Here is a 13,461-nt window from a genome sequence, read left to right as displayed (position 1 = left end):
AATCGCACCAGAACAAGTCGTTCGGGTATTTTTTAGCTGTTATCGCTTCGCTGTGCTCGCAATAACAGCTAAAATAACCGGCAGCCAGAAACAAAAAAGCCGCCTACCCCCTGGGGTACGACGGCACGGCGGGCGCAAAACCAGTGAAACGCGGCTACCCGGCCAGTACCTTTGGAGGTGATGCACGTGCTGGACCTGCCGCCTTTCGAGGCCAAAATTAGGCAAATTTCCGCGGATATTTCCGAAATCTGGGATGAGTTGCGCCGCAAGTACGTGGTGCTGACCCCCGAGGAGTGGGTGCGCCAGCACGTGGCGCACTACCTGATGGCCCACCTGGGTTACCCCCGCGGCCTACTGAGCCTGGAGCGCGGCCACCGTTACAACCAGCGCCAGAAGCGCACCGACCTCGTGGCCCTCGGCCCTGCCGGCCAGCCTCTGCTGCTGGTGGAGTGCAAGCGCCCCACGGTGGCCATTACGCCCGCCGTGGCCCGGCAGGCCGCCACCTACAACCAAACCCTGCGTGCCCCTTTCCTACTGCTCACTAATGGTTTAACGCACTATTGCTGGCGCGTGGACTTCGAGCGGAGCCTGAACGAGCGGCTAGCCGAAATCCCCAGTTATGCGGCGGCCGTGGCCCTAGCTGGGGGGTAGGAAAAAGCCCGCCGGACGCGCGTCCGGCGGGCTTTTCAGCAAAAAGAATAGCGATTGCGGCTTTATACGGCCGCGCCTTCCAAAACAGTTTCCACGTCCACGAAGGGTAAGTCCCAGGCATCGGCCACGCCCTTATATACCACCTCGCCGTGCACCACATTAAGGCCGAGGCGCAGGGCCGAATCGTGGCGGCACGCCTCCTGCCAGCCTTTGTTGGCGAGCTTCACGGCGTAGGGTAGGGTGGCGTTGGTGAGGGCCAGGGTGCTAGTGTAGGGCACCGCGCCCGGCATGTTGGCCACGCAGTAGTGCACCACGTCGTCGATGATGAAGGTCGGGTTTTCGTGGGTGGTGGGGTGGCAGGTTTCGATGCAACCCCCTTGGTCCACGGCCACATCCACGACCACCGTGCCGGGGCGCATGGTCTTGAGCATGTCGCGGGTGATAAGGTGCGGGGCTTTTGCCCCCGGAATCAGCACCGCGCCCACGATGAGGTCGGCGGTTTTAATGGCTTCGCGGATGTTGTACTCATTCGAGTACTGCGTCACCACGTTCTTGGGCATGAAATCGTCCAGTTCGCGCAGGCGGTTCAGGTTGATGTCCATGATGGTAACCTGCGCGCCGAGGCCGGCGGCCACCTTGGCGGCCTGCGTGCCCACGATGCCCGCGCCCAGCACCAGCACGTGCGCCGGCTTCACGCCGGGCACGCCGCCCAGCAGAATGCCGCGGCCCTTGAGGGGTTTTTCCAGGTATTTTGCGCCTTCCTGCGGGGCCATGCGGCCGGCCACCTCGCTCATCGGAATGAGCAGGGGTAGGGCGCGCGAAGGCAGCTCCACCGTCTCATAAGCCAGGCACACGGCCTTGCGCGCAATCATGGCGTGGGTCAGCTCCTCGCCGCTGGCAAAGTGGAAGTACGTGAACAGCAGCTGGTTCTCCTTAATGAGCGGGTACTCCTCGGCAATCGGCTCCTTCACCTTGATAATCATCTCGGCCTGCCCGTATACGTCGGCGATGGACGGTAGCAGCAGCGCGCCGGCCTGCTCGTACTCCGCGTCGGTGAAGCCCGAGCCTTCGCCCGCGCTCGCCTGCACCAGCAGCGAATGGCCGTGCTTACGCAATTCGGCCACGCCGGCGGGCGTCAGGCCCACCCGGTTTTCATTGTTTTTAATTTCCTTCGGAACGCCGATAATCATGGGGTAGGAGGGGGGAAGAGATAGGGGAAAAACGCTCTGCAAAGATACAAGCCAGCTGGAGCGTAAAGTTTCCTTTCGCCCCTATTCAGCTAAGCTGAGCAGGCCCGGCAGGTCGAGCGGATGCGTATACATGGTCAGCTTACCGTCGGAGGAGGTGGGCCACTCGGCGCGGGGGCGGTCCCAGTACAGCTCCAAGCCGTTGCCGTCGGGGTCATCGAGGTAAATGGCCTCGCTCACGCCGTGGTCCGAGGCTCCACTCAGGGGGTAGCCCGCCGCCAGCAGGCGCTTGGTCACGGCCGCCAGCCCGGCCCGCTCCTGGTACAGGATAGCGGCGTGGTAGAGGCCCGCTACCCCCTCGCGCGGGGCGGGCTGGCCGCCCTGGCTGTGCCAGGTATTAAGCCCGATGTGGTGATGGTAGCCATCGGCCGATAAAAATGCGGCCGTGCCCATGTCCAGCATCACTTCAAAACCCAGCAGGTCGCGGTAAAAAGTCAGGGCGCGTTTTAGGTCCGTGACCTGCAAGTGGATGTGGCCGATACTGGTGCCGGCCGGTACGGTGTAAGCGTTGGCGATGGGGGAGGGGGTAGGGTTCATAGGAGGAAGATAAAACGTTAGATAAAAATAATGTACCTACATTGGTTAATAATCAAGCCAAAAAAAAGCTCTGCCGGTTTGGCAGAGCTTTTAAGGTACGTAAGAAAACGCTGCACAAGGTTTTCGCAGTGCGCCTCAAGGCCCTTGGCAAAATGCTCAGGGCGCGGCGCGAAAAACCAGGCGAGGCTGCGGGCCCTGCGGCGCATAGAGCCGCAGCGTATCGTGGCTGATGGCGTAGCGGCTGGTTTGGGGCAGCGCCGCCAGGTAGCGGCTGGCCACGGTGGGGCTGGTGCAGCCGCCCTTCGTCGTAGAAAGTTGATTAATAGTGAGTTGCTGCGAGCCGCTGCCCAGCGCAAACTGCCCCTGAATGGCATCGCACGTCGCCAGGCCTAGCAATTGATTGCCGGTCGCCGCGAACTGGATGTACGAATTATAGTCGTAGGAATAGCTTGACAGCGCTATGGGCGTAGCGTCTATCTGCACTAGCGCCCAGCGGGTGCCTACCAGTCCTGGGGTGGGGGTAGGGGCCGGCTCAGTGGTGCGGTGCTGGCAGCTCCCGAGTAAGGTGGCTGCTAAGAATAGGATAAGCTTTTGGTTCATAGGGATTTTGTTTGAGTAGAATGAGGGAACTACTATCACAATAATACTCATGCAAAACGCATTATCCTAGCGGGCGAAGCGCAGCAATTACATCCAAACGATACCCACGTCCATCGTGCTGGGGCGATTGCCGCGCTACGCGCGCAATAGCGAATAGTTGGGGCTACTTAAACGGCACCGACGCTCCGCTTTCCTTCACTAAACTCGTGGGCACCAGGCTCTTCACCACATCGGCCTTGAGGGTCAGCTTGGCGTCGCCGCGTGGGTCGTTCGAGTCCAGGGTGACGACCTCAGCCAGCGCGCCGGTGCCGCGCGGGGCGTACACCAGCTCCAGCACGGCGCGCTGGCCGGGCTTGATGGCGGCCGGTACCGTGCGGAAACCCACGCAGTAGCACGACGAAGTTAGCGTGCCCAAAACCAGGTCTTTCGGCCCGGTGTTGCGCACGGTGAGGTGGGCCACCGGCTGCTGCCCAGCCTCGATGCGGCCGAAATCGTAGGTGGCTTTTTCCAGCGTCAGGCGGGGCGTGGCGGCTAGCTGGGCGGGCGTGAGGCTGGCCCGAATCTCCTCCTTACTCAGCACCGTACCCTTGAGGCTGAGGACTTTGCTACCCTCGGTGGCGTTGCTCATCACGGTCACGGTTTTGGCAAACACGCCGGGGCGGCCAGCGCTGTTATACACCGCCTTGATGACGCCCGAGTGGCCCGGCAGCACCGGCGCTTTGGTCCACTCCGGGGTGGTGCAGCCGCAGCTAGCCTGGGCATTGGCAATTACAACGGGCTGATTACCGGTATTTTTAAACTTAAATTCGTGAGTGGCCATCGTGCCCTCGGGCACCTTACCAAAGTCGTGGTCAGTGGTTTCAAACGTGAGCACGCCCTGGGCGCGGGCGGCCAGCGCCAACAGGCACAGCACAAGGGTAGAGGCAAAGCGCATAACAGCAGGTAAAAATCAGGCCCTGACCGGAGTCATTGGCCGGAGTAACAAATACTTAACCCCAATCCGTGGGGCGGCTGAGACAAATATACGGCCCGCCCCCAATCGATTTCGTAAATTTGCACCCTCGCCCTACCCCCTTTCCCACCCACCCACTTCTTATTTCCACGCATTATGTCAGAGACGCTGCTCGCCCCGGCCGAAGTTTTGCCCGCTACGGCCGCCCCGCCCTTGTCGCTCTCGCAAGCCGAGCTGCTCGATGACTACCGGCTCGGCTGGGAAAGCCGCCACGCCTCGCTGGCCGGCCGCCGCGAGGTGTTTATGGGCAAGGCCAAATTCGGTATCTTCGGCGATGGCAAAGAGTTGCCGCAGCTGGCGATGGCGCGAGTGTTTGCGAAAGGCGATTTTCGGGCCGGCTACTACCGCGACCAGACCTTCATGGTGGCCATCGGGGAGCTAACCTGGCAGCAGTATTTTGCGCAGCTCTACGCCCACGCCGACGCGGAGGCCGAGCCCAGCACCGCCGGCCGCGCCATGAACGGCCACTTCGGCACTCGCCTGCTGGACGACGATGGCCAGTTCCGGCCCCAGACTTCGACCAAGAATTCCTCAGCCGACATCTCACCCACCGGCGGCCAGATGCCGCGTCTCGTGGGCTTGGCCTACGCTAGCAAGCTCTACCGCCAAAACCCCGAGCTGCACCAGTTTACCGATTTTTCGGTGAATGGCAACGAGGTGGCTTTCGGCACCATCGGCAACGCCAGTACCTCAGAGGGCGTGTTTTTTGAGGCTATAAATGCCGCTGGTGTGTTGCAGATTCCGCTGCTGATGTCGGTCTGGGACGACCACTACGGCATCTCGGTACCGGCTGAATACCAGACGACCAAGCAGAGTATCTCGGCCATTCTGGCCGGCTTCCAGCGCGAGGGAGAGAACCAGGAAGGCTTCGAGATTTTTGTAGTGCGCGGCTGGGACTACCCCGCCCTAGTGGATACTTACCAGCGCGCCGCCGCCGTGTGCCGGGCGCAGCACGTGCCAGTGCTCGTCCACGTCACGGAGGTGACGCAGCCGCAGGGCCACAGCACCAGCGGCTCGCACGAGCGCTACAAGCCCAAAAGCCGCCTCACCTGGGAGGAGCAGCACGATTGCCTGACCCACTTCCGCGAGTACCTGCTCACCGAGGGGGTAGCCACGGCCGACGAGCTGGCTCAAATCGAGAAAACGGCCGCCGCCACCATCAAGCAGGCGCGCACCGCCGCCTGGTCCGCTTTTTTCGACCCCATTCAGCAAGAGCGCGACGAGGCGCTAGTAGTGCTGAACAAGCTGGTGGCCGAAGCCGGCGCGGAAAACCAGCTCGCCGAGCTGGTCAACAGCCTGAAAACCAACGTAACGCCCATTCGGGCCGACATTGTGCGGACGCTGCGCCGGGCCCTGCGCCAGGTGCGCGGCGGTAGCAAGCGCAGTGCCGGCCGCCGCGCCGCGTTGCAGCTGCTGGAGCAGTGCGAAGCCGAAAACGCCGACCGCTACAACTCCTACCTCTTCAGCCAAAGCGCGGAGGCAGTGGGTAATATTGAAGAAATTCCGGTGCAGTACGCCGCCGACGCGCCCCTCGTGGATGGCCGCGAGGTGCTGCAAGCCTGCTTCACGGCCAACTTCAGCCGCGACCCACGCATCTTTGCCATCGGGGAGGACGTGGGCCAGATTGGCGACGTGAACCAGGCCTTCGCGGGCTTGCAGGAGAAATTCGGCGAGCTGCGCGTGACTGATACTGGCATCCGGGAGGCCACCATTGTAGGGCAGGGCATTGGGGCGGCGCTGCGCGGCCTGCGGCCCATTACCGAGATTCAATACCTTGATTATCTGCTCTATGCCATTCAGGTGCTGAGCGACGACGTAGCCTGCTTGCAGTACCGTACCAAGGGCGGGCAGAAGGCCCCGCTCATCGTGCGCACCCGTGGGCACCGCCTGGAGGGCATCTGGCACTCGGGCTCGCCGATTCAGCTCATTCTCGGGGCCATCCGCGGAATCCACCTGTGCGTGCCGCGCGACATGACCCAGGCGGCGGGCTTCTACAACACGCTGCTGCGCAGCGACGAGCCGGCCATCGTCATTGAGTGCCTCAACGGCTACCGCCTCAAGGAAAAGCTGCCCGCCAACATCGGCGACTTCACCCTACCCCTCGGCCGGCCCGAGGTGCTGCGCGAAGGTGCGGACCTGACCATTGTCACCTACGGCTCGATGTGCCGCATCGTGCTGGACGCCGCCCAGCAGCTGGCCGAAGTCGGCATTTCGGCGGAAGTCATGGACGTGCAGACGCTCCTACCCTTCGATACCGACCAGTTCATCGCCGACAGCCTGCGCAAAACCGGCCGCGTTATCTTCGCCGATGAGGACCTGCCCGGCGGGGGCACGGCTTACCTGATGCAACAGGTACTCGATGGCCAGAACGCCTACCAGCTGCTCGATTCCGCGCCGCGCTGCCTTGCCGCCCACGCCCACCGCCCGCCCTACGGCTCCGATGGTGACTACTTCTCCAAGCCCAACGCGGAAGACGTATTCGATATGGCCTACGATATAATGCGCGAAGCCGAGCCGGCTAAGTTTCCGGCTATTTATTGAGAGTAGACTAGAAGTAAGACACAGAATAACGTCCTGCTGAGCTTGTCGAAGCAGGACGTTATTCTGTGTCTTACTTCCCTTTAAAGCTTCGGAATAACGATGCTGTCGGTGCGGATAACATTGCTCACGTGCAGGGCGCGGTCGGCAATGCTGACGTCGAAGCGCACCACGTCGCCAGCATTGAAGTAATCGCCGCGGCCAAAGGCGAATGTGCGGGTCAGTGTACCTTTAATGGGAGCCGTTTTACTGTCTGTCAGGCCCGTAATATGATCAAAGCGAGCATTAAAGGTGCCGGGTGCGGCTGGTGTATTATTATACTGCAATATAGGAACTACATACGTGGTAGTACCAACATACTTTACAGTAGGTTCAATGAAGTAATTATTGTTAAATAAACTAGGATAAGTGTATGGGGCTACTTTACTCTCATCCCCACTCAACCCCAGGTCGCCGTCGCCATCCTGGTAATTAATGGTAATGTAGACGGAATCAATGGATTGCCCCCCCGGAACGGTAGATTTAAAGCTGCTCACCCGCACGTTATTGTTGCTGATAGAGGGAGTGGTCGAATAGTCGGGTGCTTGCAGGCAGCCGCCCAGCCCGGTCGCCAGCAGCGCCAGCCCACTTAGCGAGCAAAATAGTCGAAAAGATTTCATGTGTGAACGCAGTCAAAAAGAGTGTCTTCGGCCCTGCCTACCCTGCCCTTCGGGCCAGCTTAGCCAACGAGAAGGGCCAACGTTTGTTGTGCCCCGGTAAAGGTAAGCCGCCCGCCGCTAGCTACGGCCAGCGCTTATTTTGCCTAACCTTTGCCGCTTGCTATGAGTTTCCGCACTGCTTTTCTAGGGCCCGATTATCGGACTCTTATCCGCCTAAAACCCGCTGACTTTGCCGCCGCCGCGCTGCAACTGTTTCGCTACCAGGCCGCGCACTGCCCGCCCTACGCGGCCTACCTGGCCGGCCTGGGCCGCGACCCGGCCGCCGTGGGGGGGGTAGGGGACATCCCGTTTCTGCCCATCGAGTTTTTCAAAACCCAGGACGTGCGCACCGACCCTGCCGCCTGGCAGCCACAAGAAGTGTTTCGCAGCAGTGGCACCACCTTGCAGCAGCGCAGCCGCCACCTCGTGCGCGACCCCGCCCTGTACCGCGCCAACGCGGCCGCCATTTTCGAGGCCGCCTACGGGCCGCTTACGGACTGGGCGTTTCTGGCCCTGCTACCCTCGTATCTGGAACAAGGTGAGTCGTCCCTGGTGGCCATGGTGGCCGATTTTGCCCAGCGCTCGGGGCAGGCGCAGCCGGCGTTTTTCCTGCGCGACCACGCCGGCCTGCTGCGCGCGCTGGCCGAAGCGAAAGCGCAGCCCGGCCGCCGCGTGCTGCTCTTCGGCGTCACCTACGCCCTGCTCGACCTGGCCGACGAACTCGGCTCTATCCCCGAATTGCAGGACGTAACTCTGCTCGAAACCGGCGGCATGAAGGGCCGCCGCCGCGAAATGATACGCGAGGAGCTGCACCAGGAGCTGCATGTCGCCTTCGGCCCCGCGCCCATCCACTCCGAATACGGCATGACCGAGCTGCTGAGCCAAGCATACTCGCCCGGCGCGGGCCTCTTCTACTGCCCGCCCCAGATGCGCGTGCTGCTGCGCGACCCCGCCGACCCGTTCTCCGCTTCCGAAACCCGCCCCGAAGGTGCCATCAACGTCATCGACTTGGCCAACGTGGACAGCTGCGCCTTTGTCGAAACTAAAGACCTGGCGCGGCGGCATCCCGGCGGCGCGTTTGAGGTGCTGGGAAGGATGGATAATTCGGATATTCGGGGGTGCAGCCAGCTGGTTTGATTCCATTTGTCCTTGCGAGCGCAACGAGGTGGAGCGCGGCAATCTTTCCTAATCGTTGAATTATTAACTCCAACGGCAAGGAAAGATTGCCGCGCTCCACCTCGTTGCGCTCGCAAGGACAAATGGGTTTACTTCCCCGCAAATGCCTTCGCGTCCGCGTCAGTAATGGTGTCGTCGCTCATAATGACCAGGCGCTCGACCACGTTGCGCAGCTCGCGGATGTTGCCGCGCCAGTCGAGGCCCTGGAGGTAGTGCAGGGCGCTCTCCGAAATTTTCTTGGGCTTGTTGCCGTAGTCGGCAGCGATGTCCTGCAAGAATTTTTGTACCAGTTCCGGGATGTCCTCGCGCCGGTCGTTGAGGGCCGGTACTTTAATGAGAATCACCGACAAGCGGTGGTACAAATCTTCGCGGAAATTCTTATCGGCGATTTCCTGAAGCAGATTTTTATTGGTGGCGGCCAGCACCCGCACGTTCACCGTAATCTCCTTTTCGCCGCCTACCCGCGTAATTTTATTTTCCTGCAAAGCGCGCAGCACTTTGGCCTGGGCCGAGAGGCTCATGTCGCCGATTTCGTCCAAGAAGAGCGTGCCGCCGTCGGCCTGCTCAAACTTGCCAATGCGCTGCTTTATAGCCGAAGTAAACGAGCCTTTTTCGTGCCCAAATAACTCGCTCTCAATTAGTTCAGAAGGAATAGCGGCGCAGTTAACTTCCACCAGCGGGCCGTTGGCGCGGGGACTAAGCTGGTGCAGCTGCCGAGCCACCATTTCCTTGCCCGCGCCGTTGGGGCCGGTGATGAGCACCCGCGCATCAGTGGGCGCGACCTTCTCAATGGCCTTGCGCACCGCCCCGAGCGCGTCGGAGCCGCCAATCATCTCGGAGCCTTTGGTGGTGGCAAGCTTCTTCTTGAGGGTTTTGGTTTCAGAAGTTAATTTACTGCGTTCCAGGGCGTTGCGCACCGTTACGAGTAGGCGGTTGAGGTCGGGCGGCTTGGGTAGGAAGTCGAAGGCACCTTTCTTAGTGGCTTCCACGGCGGTTTCGATGTTGCCGTGGGCCGATACCATGATGAACGTCGCGTCGGGGGCCAGGGTACGGGCGCGCTCCAGTACTTCGAGGCCGTCCATCTTGGGCATTTTAATATCGCAGAGTACCACGTCGTACTTCTGCTGAATGAGCAGGTCGAGCCCCGCTGGCCCATCCTCAGCCTGGTCCACCTGGTAGTCCTCAAACTCCAGTATTTCCTTGAGGGTGTGGCGGATAGCCTTTTCGTCGTCGATGATGAGAATGCGGGGCATGGAACAGTTCAGAATTCGTTTGTCATTGCGAGTGTAATGACAAACGGGTTTATATAAAAAGGCGGCTGCCTCCGAAGAAGCAGCCGCCGAAATTACGCAGTGCGCCGATAAGCCGGGTTCTGTCCGCCCCGAAGTTTCCCTCGGGTCGGCCCCACCATTTATCTAGGCCCGCCATCGCTGACGGGCTCCAGCGACCTACCCGCGAACCCGGACGGGCCGCCCGGTGCCGGCCGCCCGAAGGCCGCCTGCACGTTCGCTTATTTGGTCTTGCAACCCCTGAGGTTTACCCAGCCGGCATGGTCACCCAGCCGCTGGTGCGCTCTTACCGCACCTTTTCACCCTTACCGGTTTTTCATTTAACAATTGTCAATCAACATTTAACAGTCGTTCAATCAGCGCATTTTGCGCAAGCCGAACGACTGTTAATTGATAATCGTTAAATGAAAAACCGGCGGTTATTTTCTGTGGCACTGGCTGTCCTGGCCCGGTTGGCCAGTCCTACCCGTTAGGTAGCAGGGTGCCCTGCGTAGCCCGGACTTTCCTCCCCGCCCGCATTTGCGTTGGGCGCGGCGGTGGGGTGGCGCACTGCGGGGCAAAGGTACGCGCTAGCGGGTTGGGGGTAATAATTCTTCGTGCGGGGGGCTGAACGTATCGAGTAGTGCGCCCGCCTGGCGGGCCACCACGCCGTGCGGCACGTTGGGGGCGGCGTAAAACGTGTCGCCGGTCCGCAGAATGCGCGTTTCGTCGCCCACCGTCACCGTAAACTCACCGCTCTCGACGTAGGAAATCCGGCTCTGCGGGTGTTGTTGCAGTGGGCCCAGCGCCCCGGCCTCAAACTCCGACTTCACCAGCATAAGCTCTTGGTTAGTAGCCAGCAAGCTACGGCGGATGCCGGGGCCGGCGGGCTGCCAGGTAAGGTCGGTAGCGGGATGAAAAGCGGTGGTGAAAGCGGGCATAGCAGGGAAAAGCGGGCGAGTACCTTCTACGGTACCCACACCAAGTGGTTAGCTTGTAGCGTTTGTTCGCCATCCCAGCGGTAGCCTACCAACTGGCCGCCCTTAGCCACACTGTAGTCGAGGCACACGGCGTGGGGCTGCAAAATAACGGGCTCACCGCGCAGCCAGTAATGGCCAAAAAATACCGGCTTCTCGTCGTGGTAATACCACGGGTCGAGCTTGGTCGCCGCCACGGGCCGGCCGCGCAATTCGGGCAGGTCTTCGAGGTAATACTCGTGGTAGGCGGCGGCCGTGGCGGGGTTTTGCCACCAGCGCGTGCGCATCAGCTCGCGGCGGTGGCCGTCTTTATCGGCAAACGACAGCCCGCCCGGCAGCCGCACCTCGCGGCCCTTGAGCGTGACTTCCACCGCTTCGTATTCGGGGCTGCCGCGCCGGCTGGCCCGCAGCATAAAGTCGGGCGTGAGGCGCAGCTCGGGCAGCTCGCGGCGCAGGTACACCACGTGGCGCGGCTCCCAGCAGGCGTGCACCGCGCGCAGGCCGGGCAGCTCCAGCAGCAGGGGTAGGGTCTGGAACCACGCCAGGTAATCGAGCCACTCGCGGTACAGCTCGGGCGTGCTAAACTCCTGGATGGTAGCCCAGTGCTGCTTGATGTGCCAGGGCCGGTGCGGCCGCAGGTAGCCACCGGCCGGGTCCTTCTGCCAAAACGCCAGCGCATTATATTCGTGGTTGCCCAGAATAGCCAGCGCCGCGCCGCCCGCCACCATGCCGCGCACCAGCTGCAGCGTTTCCCGGATTTTTGGGCCGCGGTCCACGTAATCCCCCAAAAAAATAACCTGCCTACCCCCCGCGTGGCGCGGCACACCGGCCGCGTCGGGCCGGTAGCCGAGGTGGTGCAGCAAGGCCCGCAGCTCGTCGGCGTGGCCGTGAATATCGCCGATGAGGTCGTACATGGAAGATGAAATTAGGTAATGGCCTCGTTCCTGAAATAGAAAAACCACAAAAAAGAACGTCATGCTGAGCTTGTCGAAGCATCTCTATTAAACGATACCCGGACGGTACGGTAGAGATGCTTCGACAAGCTCAGCATGACGTTCTTTTTTGATTTTACTGACTTCCTAAATAGCTTTCTATTTAAAACCGCAAGCCAATATTTGTTGACCTGCACTAAAATCGTATTCCGCGTGCCAGTAATGAACATCATTAATAAGCCTATGCGTAACATCAGAGGGCAGTAGGTAAACTTGGCTGAACTTGCGTTGGAGCATAATGAATAATTCGCACGTAGGTGGCCAAGCACTGACTTCCAAAATAGTATTACCTGCCGCTAGTTCAGCGTCAAGAATAGCTTGCAACGACGACACTAATTGGAGCATACCGACTGCTACTTCAGCCGCACCAGCGTAGCCCCATACCCAAACTTCTCTTTCTGGGCTTCCTCAAAGAATTTAATATCCTTGTTGCGGCTCAGCTGGCGGTGGATTTCCTTGCGCAGCGTGCCGTTGCCGGCCCCGTGGATGAAGATGATTTCGTGCATGTTGGTGGCCAGGGCGCGGCTCAGCGCATCCTCAAAGGCATCGAGCTGGAGGCGCAGCGCGGCGGTGTTGCTGAGGCTTTCCGCACCCTCGGCGCGCAGGGCTTCGAGGTGCAGGTCGAACTCGTGGGGCGGGGCCACCAGAGCTTCGGCCGGACGGGGGGGGGTAGGGGCCAGGATGGCTGGCACGGGCGCGGGCTTGTCGCCGCCTAGCGCCTGCTGCAGGGTGCTGGCTTGCTTGGCATCGAGCACCGGCGGGGGGGTAGCAGCTTCGAGGGCAGCCTCGGCCTGGGCCAGTTTCTCGGGGGTGAGGGCCGGCGCGGGGCGTTCATCGAGCTGAAACAGGTAGGCCTCCTTGCCAATAACCGGCGCGGGCCGGCGGCTGGTGTAAAACGTGGTGGCCTTGAACGACTGGCGCTTGGTGAGCAGGTCGTAGGCGGCATCGCTGTTCAGCTTAAAATTCAATAGCTGAAACACTACGGCGGGCCACTGCTCGAAGTCCTTGAGGTGCAGGTGGGCCAGCGGGGCGCTGGCGGCCTTGGCCTTCAGCTGGCCGGTAGCCAAGGCGCGGTACTTGCCCGCGCGCTCTTCGCCGTAGGTGAAGACTACTTCGGCTTCGGTGTTATTGAGCAGGTGCAGGGCCAGCAGCTCGGGGGCTTGGTGCACCAGCGCCAGGTAGAGGCCCTTGGCAGCGGGCGGGGGGGGAGTGGCGGCTGGCCGCGGCGGCATGGCGGCGCTGGGGCCGCCGACCGGCCGGCCGGCGGGGGTAGGGGCCGCCGGCGCGGGCCCGCTGGCGCGCGGGGCCTTAAGCTGGCCACCCTGGGGCTTGTTCTTTTTGCTGCCGGTAACGGGGCGGGTGGCTTCGGGGGCGGGCCGGCGAAACGCCTGGCCCTCCTCGGCGGCCACGAGCACCAGCTCGCGCCGCAGCACCGGAATGGTGAAGTCGTTGTCGATGGCTACTTCCACCAGCTCACTGTCGAGCAGGCGGGTAATAATTCCTTCTTCAGTGCCCGTGAGCAGGCGTACTCTATCTCCTACATTCATAATCTACGGCTTTTGGCGAATCGTACAAAGTACGCGCCGGAGCCGCGAAAGGCTGCCGGCCGGATGAGGGCCGATGCGGAAACGGGCTAAAATCAGCCCTGCCGGGAGCGCAAACGTTTGGGGAAGCTTCGTAAAAAAATCTAAGAATTTCACTTAAAATGCGTACGCTGTGATAGTATCTTAGCCAGATACTCGCAAAAACGACGCCTCTCCGCTCG

General features: G+C 61.2%; 12 protein-coding genes and 1 other RNA gene. 3 read left to right on the top strand and 10 right to left on the bottom strand.

Annotated elements, in window-relative coordinates; genetic code table 11:
* The first annotated feature begins 180 nt into the window (after positions 1-180).
* Positions 181-651 (top strand): type I restriction enzyme HsdR N-terminal domain-containing protein, encoded by a 471-nt coding sequence (locus LC531_RS12890; RefSeq protein ID WP_223650795.1) that lies wholly within the window; start codon positions 181-183, stop codon positions 649-651.
* A gap of 62 nt (positions 652-713) precedes the next feature.
* On the opposite strand, the gene ald is transcribed toward LC531_RS12890, so the two are convergent.
* From ald to LC531_RS12870, 4 genes are all read right to left on the bottom strand, one after another.
* The gene (ald, locus tag LC531_RS12885) at positions 714-1,841 is read right to left on the bottom strand and encodes an alanine dehydrogenase (protein WP_223650793.1); all 1,128 of its coding nucleotides are present in this window, start codon (positions 1,839-1,841) and stop codon (positions 714-716) included.
* Between the two features lie 81 nt (positions 1,842-1,922).
* Positions 1,923-2,435 carry a VOC family protein gene (locus LC531_RS12880; RefSeq protein WP_223650791.1) on the bottom strand — a complete coding sequence of 171 codons (513 nt, stop codon included), beginning with the start codon at positions 2,433-2,435 and terminating at the stop codon, positions 1,923-1,925.
* Positions 2,436-2,591: 156 nt separating this feature from the next.
* Positions 2,592-3,035, bottom strand: a complete 444-nt coding sequence (locus LC531_RS12875) for an META domain-containing protein (RefSeq protein WP_223650789.1) — start codon at positions 3,033-3,035, stop codon at positions 2,592-2,594.
* 163 nt (positions 3,036-3,198) lie between these two features.
* Positions 3,199-3,969, bottom strand: coding sequence for a DUF1573 domain-containing protein (locus LC531_RS12870; protein WP_223650787.1), 771 nt, complete (start codon positions 3,967-3,969; stop codon positions 3,199-3,201).
* Between the two features lie 174 nt (positions 3,970-4,143).
* Here LC531_RS12870 and LC531_RS12865 point away from each other — a divergent pair, with 174 nt between their 5' ends.
* Positions 4,144-6,588, top strand: coding sequence for an alpha-ketoacid dehydrogenase subunit alpha/beta (locus LC531_RS12865; RefSeq protein ID WP_223650785.1), 2,445 nt, complete (start codon positions 4,144-4,146; stop codon positions 6,586-6,588).
* An 80-nt stretch (positions 6,589-6,668) separates the two neighbouring features.
* On the opposite strand, the gene LC531_RS12860 is transcribed toward LC531_RS12865, so the two are convergent.
* Positions 6,669-7,244, bottom strand: a complete 576-nt coding sequence (locus tag LC531_RS12860; RefSeq protein ID WP_223650783.1) for a hypothetical protein — start codon at positions 7,242-7,244, stop codon at positions 6,669-6,671.
* A 162-nt stretch (positions 7,245-7,406) separates the two neighbouring features.
* Here LC531_RS12860 and LC531_RS12855 point away from each other — a divergent pair, with 162 nt between their 5' ends.
* Positions 7,407-8,420, top strand: a complete 1,014-nt coding sequence (locus LC531_RS12855) for an acyl-CoA synthetase family protein (protein ID WP_223650781.1) — start codon at positions 7,407-7,409, stop codon at positions 8,418-8,420.
* A gap of 128 nt (positions 8,421-8,548) precedes the next feature.
* On the opposite strand, the gene LC531_RS12850 is transcribed toward LC531_RS12855, so the two are convergent.
* From LC531_RS12850 to LC531_RS12830, 5 genes are all read right to left on the bottom strand, one after another.
* Positions 8,549-9,712, bottom strand: a complete 1,164-nt coding sequence (locus LC531_RS12850; RefSeq protein WP_223650780.1) for a sigma-54-dependent transcriptional regulator — start codon at positions 9,710-9,712, stop codon at positions 8,549-8,551.
* Between the two features lie 92 nt (positions 9,713-9,804).
* An RNA gene (gene rnpB, locus LC531_RS12845) (RNase P RNA component class A) lies at positions 9,805-10,301 on the bottom strand.
* A 16-nt stretch (positions 10,302-10,317) separates the two neighbouring features.
* The gene (locus tag LC531_RS12840; RefSeq protein ID WP_223650778.1) at positions 10,318-10,668 is read right to left on the bottom strand and encodes a cupin domain-containing protein; all 351 of its coding nucleotides are present in this window, start codon (positions 10,666-10,668) and stop codon (positions 10,318-10,320) included.
* A 26-nt stretch (positions 10,669-10,694) separates the two neighbouring features.
* Positions 10,695-11,618 carry a metallophosphoesterase gene (locus tag LC531_RS12835; protein ID WP_223650777.1) on the bottom strand — a complete coding sequence of 308 codons (924 nt, stop codon included), beginning with the start codon at positions 11,616-11,618 and terminating at the stop codon, positions 10,695-10,697.
* A gap of 431 nt (positions 11,619-12,049) precedes the next feature.
* Entirely contained in the window at positions 12,050-13,243 is a 1,194-nt protein-coding gene (locus LC531_RS12830; RefSeq protein WP_223650775.1) for a Smr/MutS family protein, read from the bottom strand.
* Positions 13,244-13,461 lie beyond the last annotated feature (218 nt).

The sequence above is a fragment of the Hymenobacter psoromatis genome (assembly GCF_020012125.1).
GTDB classification, from domain to species: Bacteria; Bacteroidota; Bacteroidia; order Cytophagales; family Hymenobacteraceae; genus Hymenobacter; species Hymenobacter psoromatis.
Note: the sequence above shows the minus strand (reverse complement) of the source record. Positions and strands in the feature narration are given on the sequence as shown.

Excerpts from the sequence above, each read along its gene's own strand:
- LC531_RS12835 (WP_223650777.1), bottom strand. The coding sequence starts at position 11,618 with ATGTACGACCTCATCGGCGATATTCACGGCCACGCCGACGAGCTGCGG.
- LC531_RS12840 (WP_223650778.1), bottom strand. The coding sequence starts at position 10,668 with ATGCCCGCTTTCACCACCGCTTTTCATCCCGCTACCGACCTTACCTGG.
- LC531_RS12855 (WP_223650781.1), top strand. The coding sequence starts at position 7,407 with ATGAGTTTCCGCACTGCTTTTCTAGGGCCCGATTATCGGACTCTTATC.
- LC531_RS12880 (WP_223650791.1), bottom strand. The coding sequence starts at position 2,435 with ATGAACCCTACCCCCTCCCCCATCGCCAACGCTTACACCGTACCGGCC.
- LC531_RS12850 (WP_223650780.1), bottom strand. The coding sequence starts at position 9,712 with ATGCCCCGCATTCTCATCATCGACGACGAAAAGGCTATCCGCCACACC.
- LC531_RS12860 (WP_223650783.1), bottom strand. The coding sequence starts at position 7,244 with ATGAAATCTTTTCGACTATTTTGCTCGCTAAGTGGGCTGGCGCTGCTG.
- LC531_RS12875 (WP_223650789.1), bottom strand. The coding sequence starts at position 3,035 with ATGAACCAAAAGCTTATCCTATTCTTAGCAGCCACCTTACTCGGGAGC.
- ald (WP_223650793.1), bottom strand. The coding sequence starts at position 1,841 with ATGATTATCGGCGTTCCGAAGGAAATTAAAAACAATGAAAACCGGGTG.
- LC531_RS12890 (WP_223650795.1), top strand. The coding sequence starts at position 181 with ATGCACGTGCTGGACCTGCCGCCTTTCGAGGCCAAAATTAGGCAAATT.
- LC531_RS12865 (WP_223650785.1), top strand. The coding sequence starts at position 4,144 with ATGTCAGAGACGCTGCTCGCCCCGGCCGAAGTTTTGCCCGCTACGGCC.
- LC531_RS12830 (WP_223650775.1), bottom strand. The coding sequence starts at position 13,243 with ATGAATGTAGGAGATAGAGTACGCCTGCTCACGGGCACTGAAGAAGGA.
- LC531_RS12870 (WP_223650787.1), bottom strand. The coding sequence starts at position 3,969 with ATGCGCTTTGCCTCTACCCTTGTGCTGTGCCTGTTGGCGCTGGCCGCC.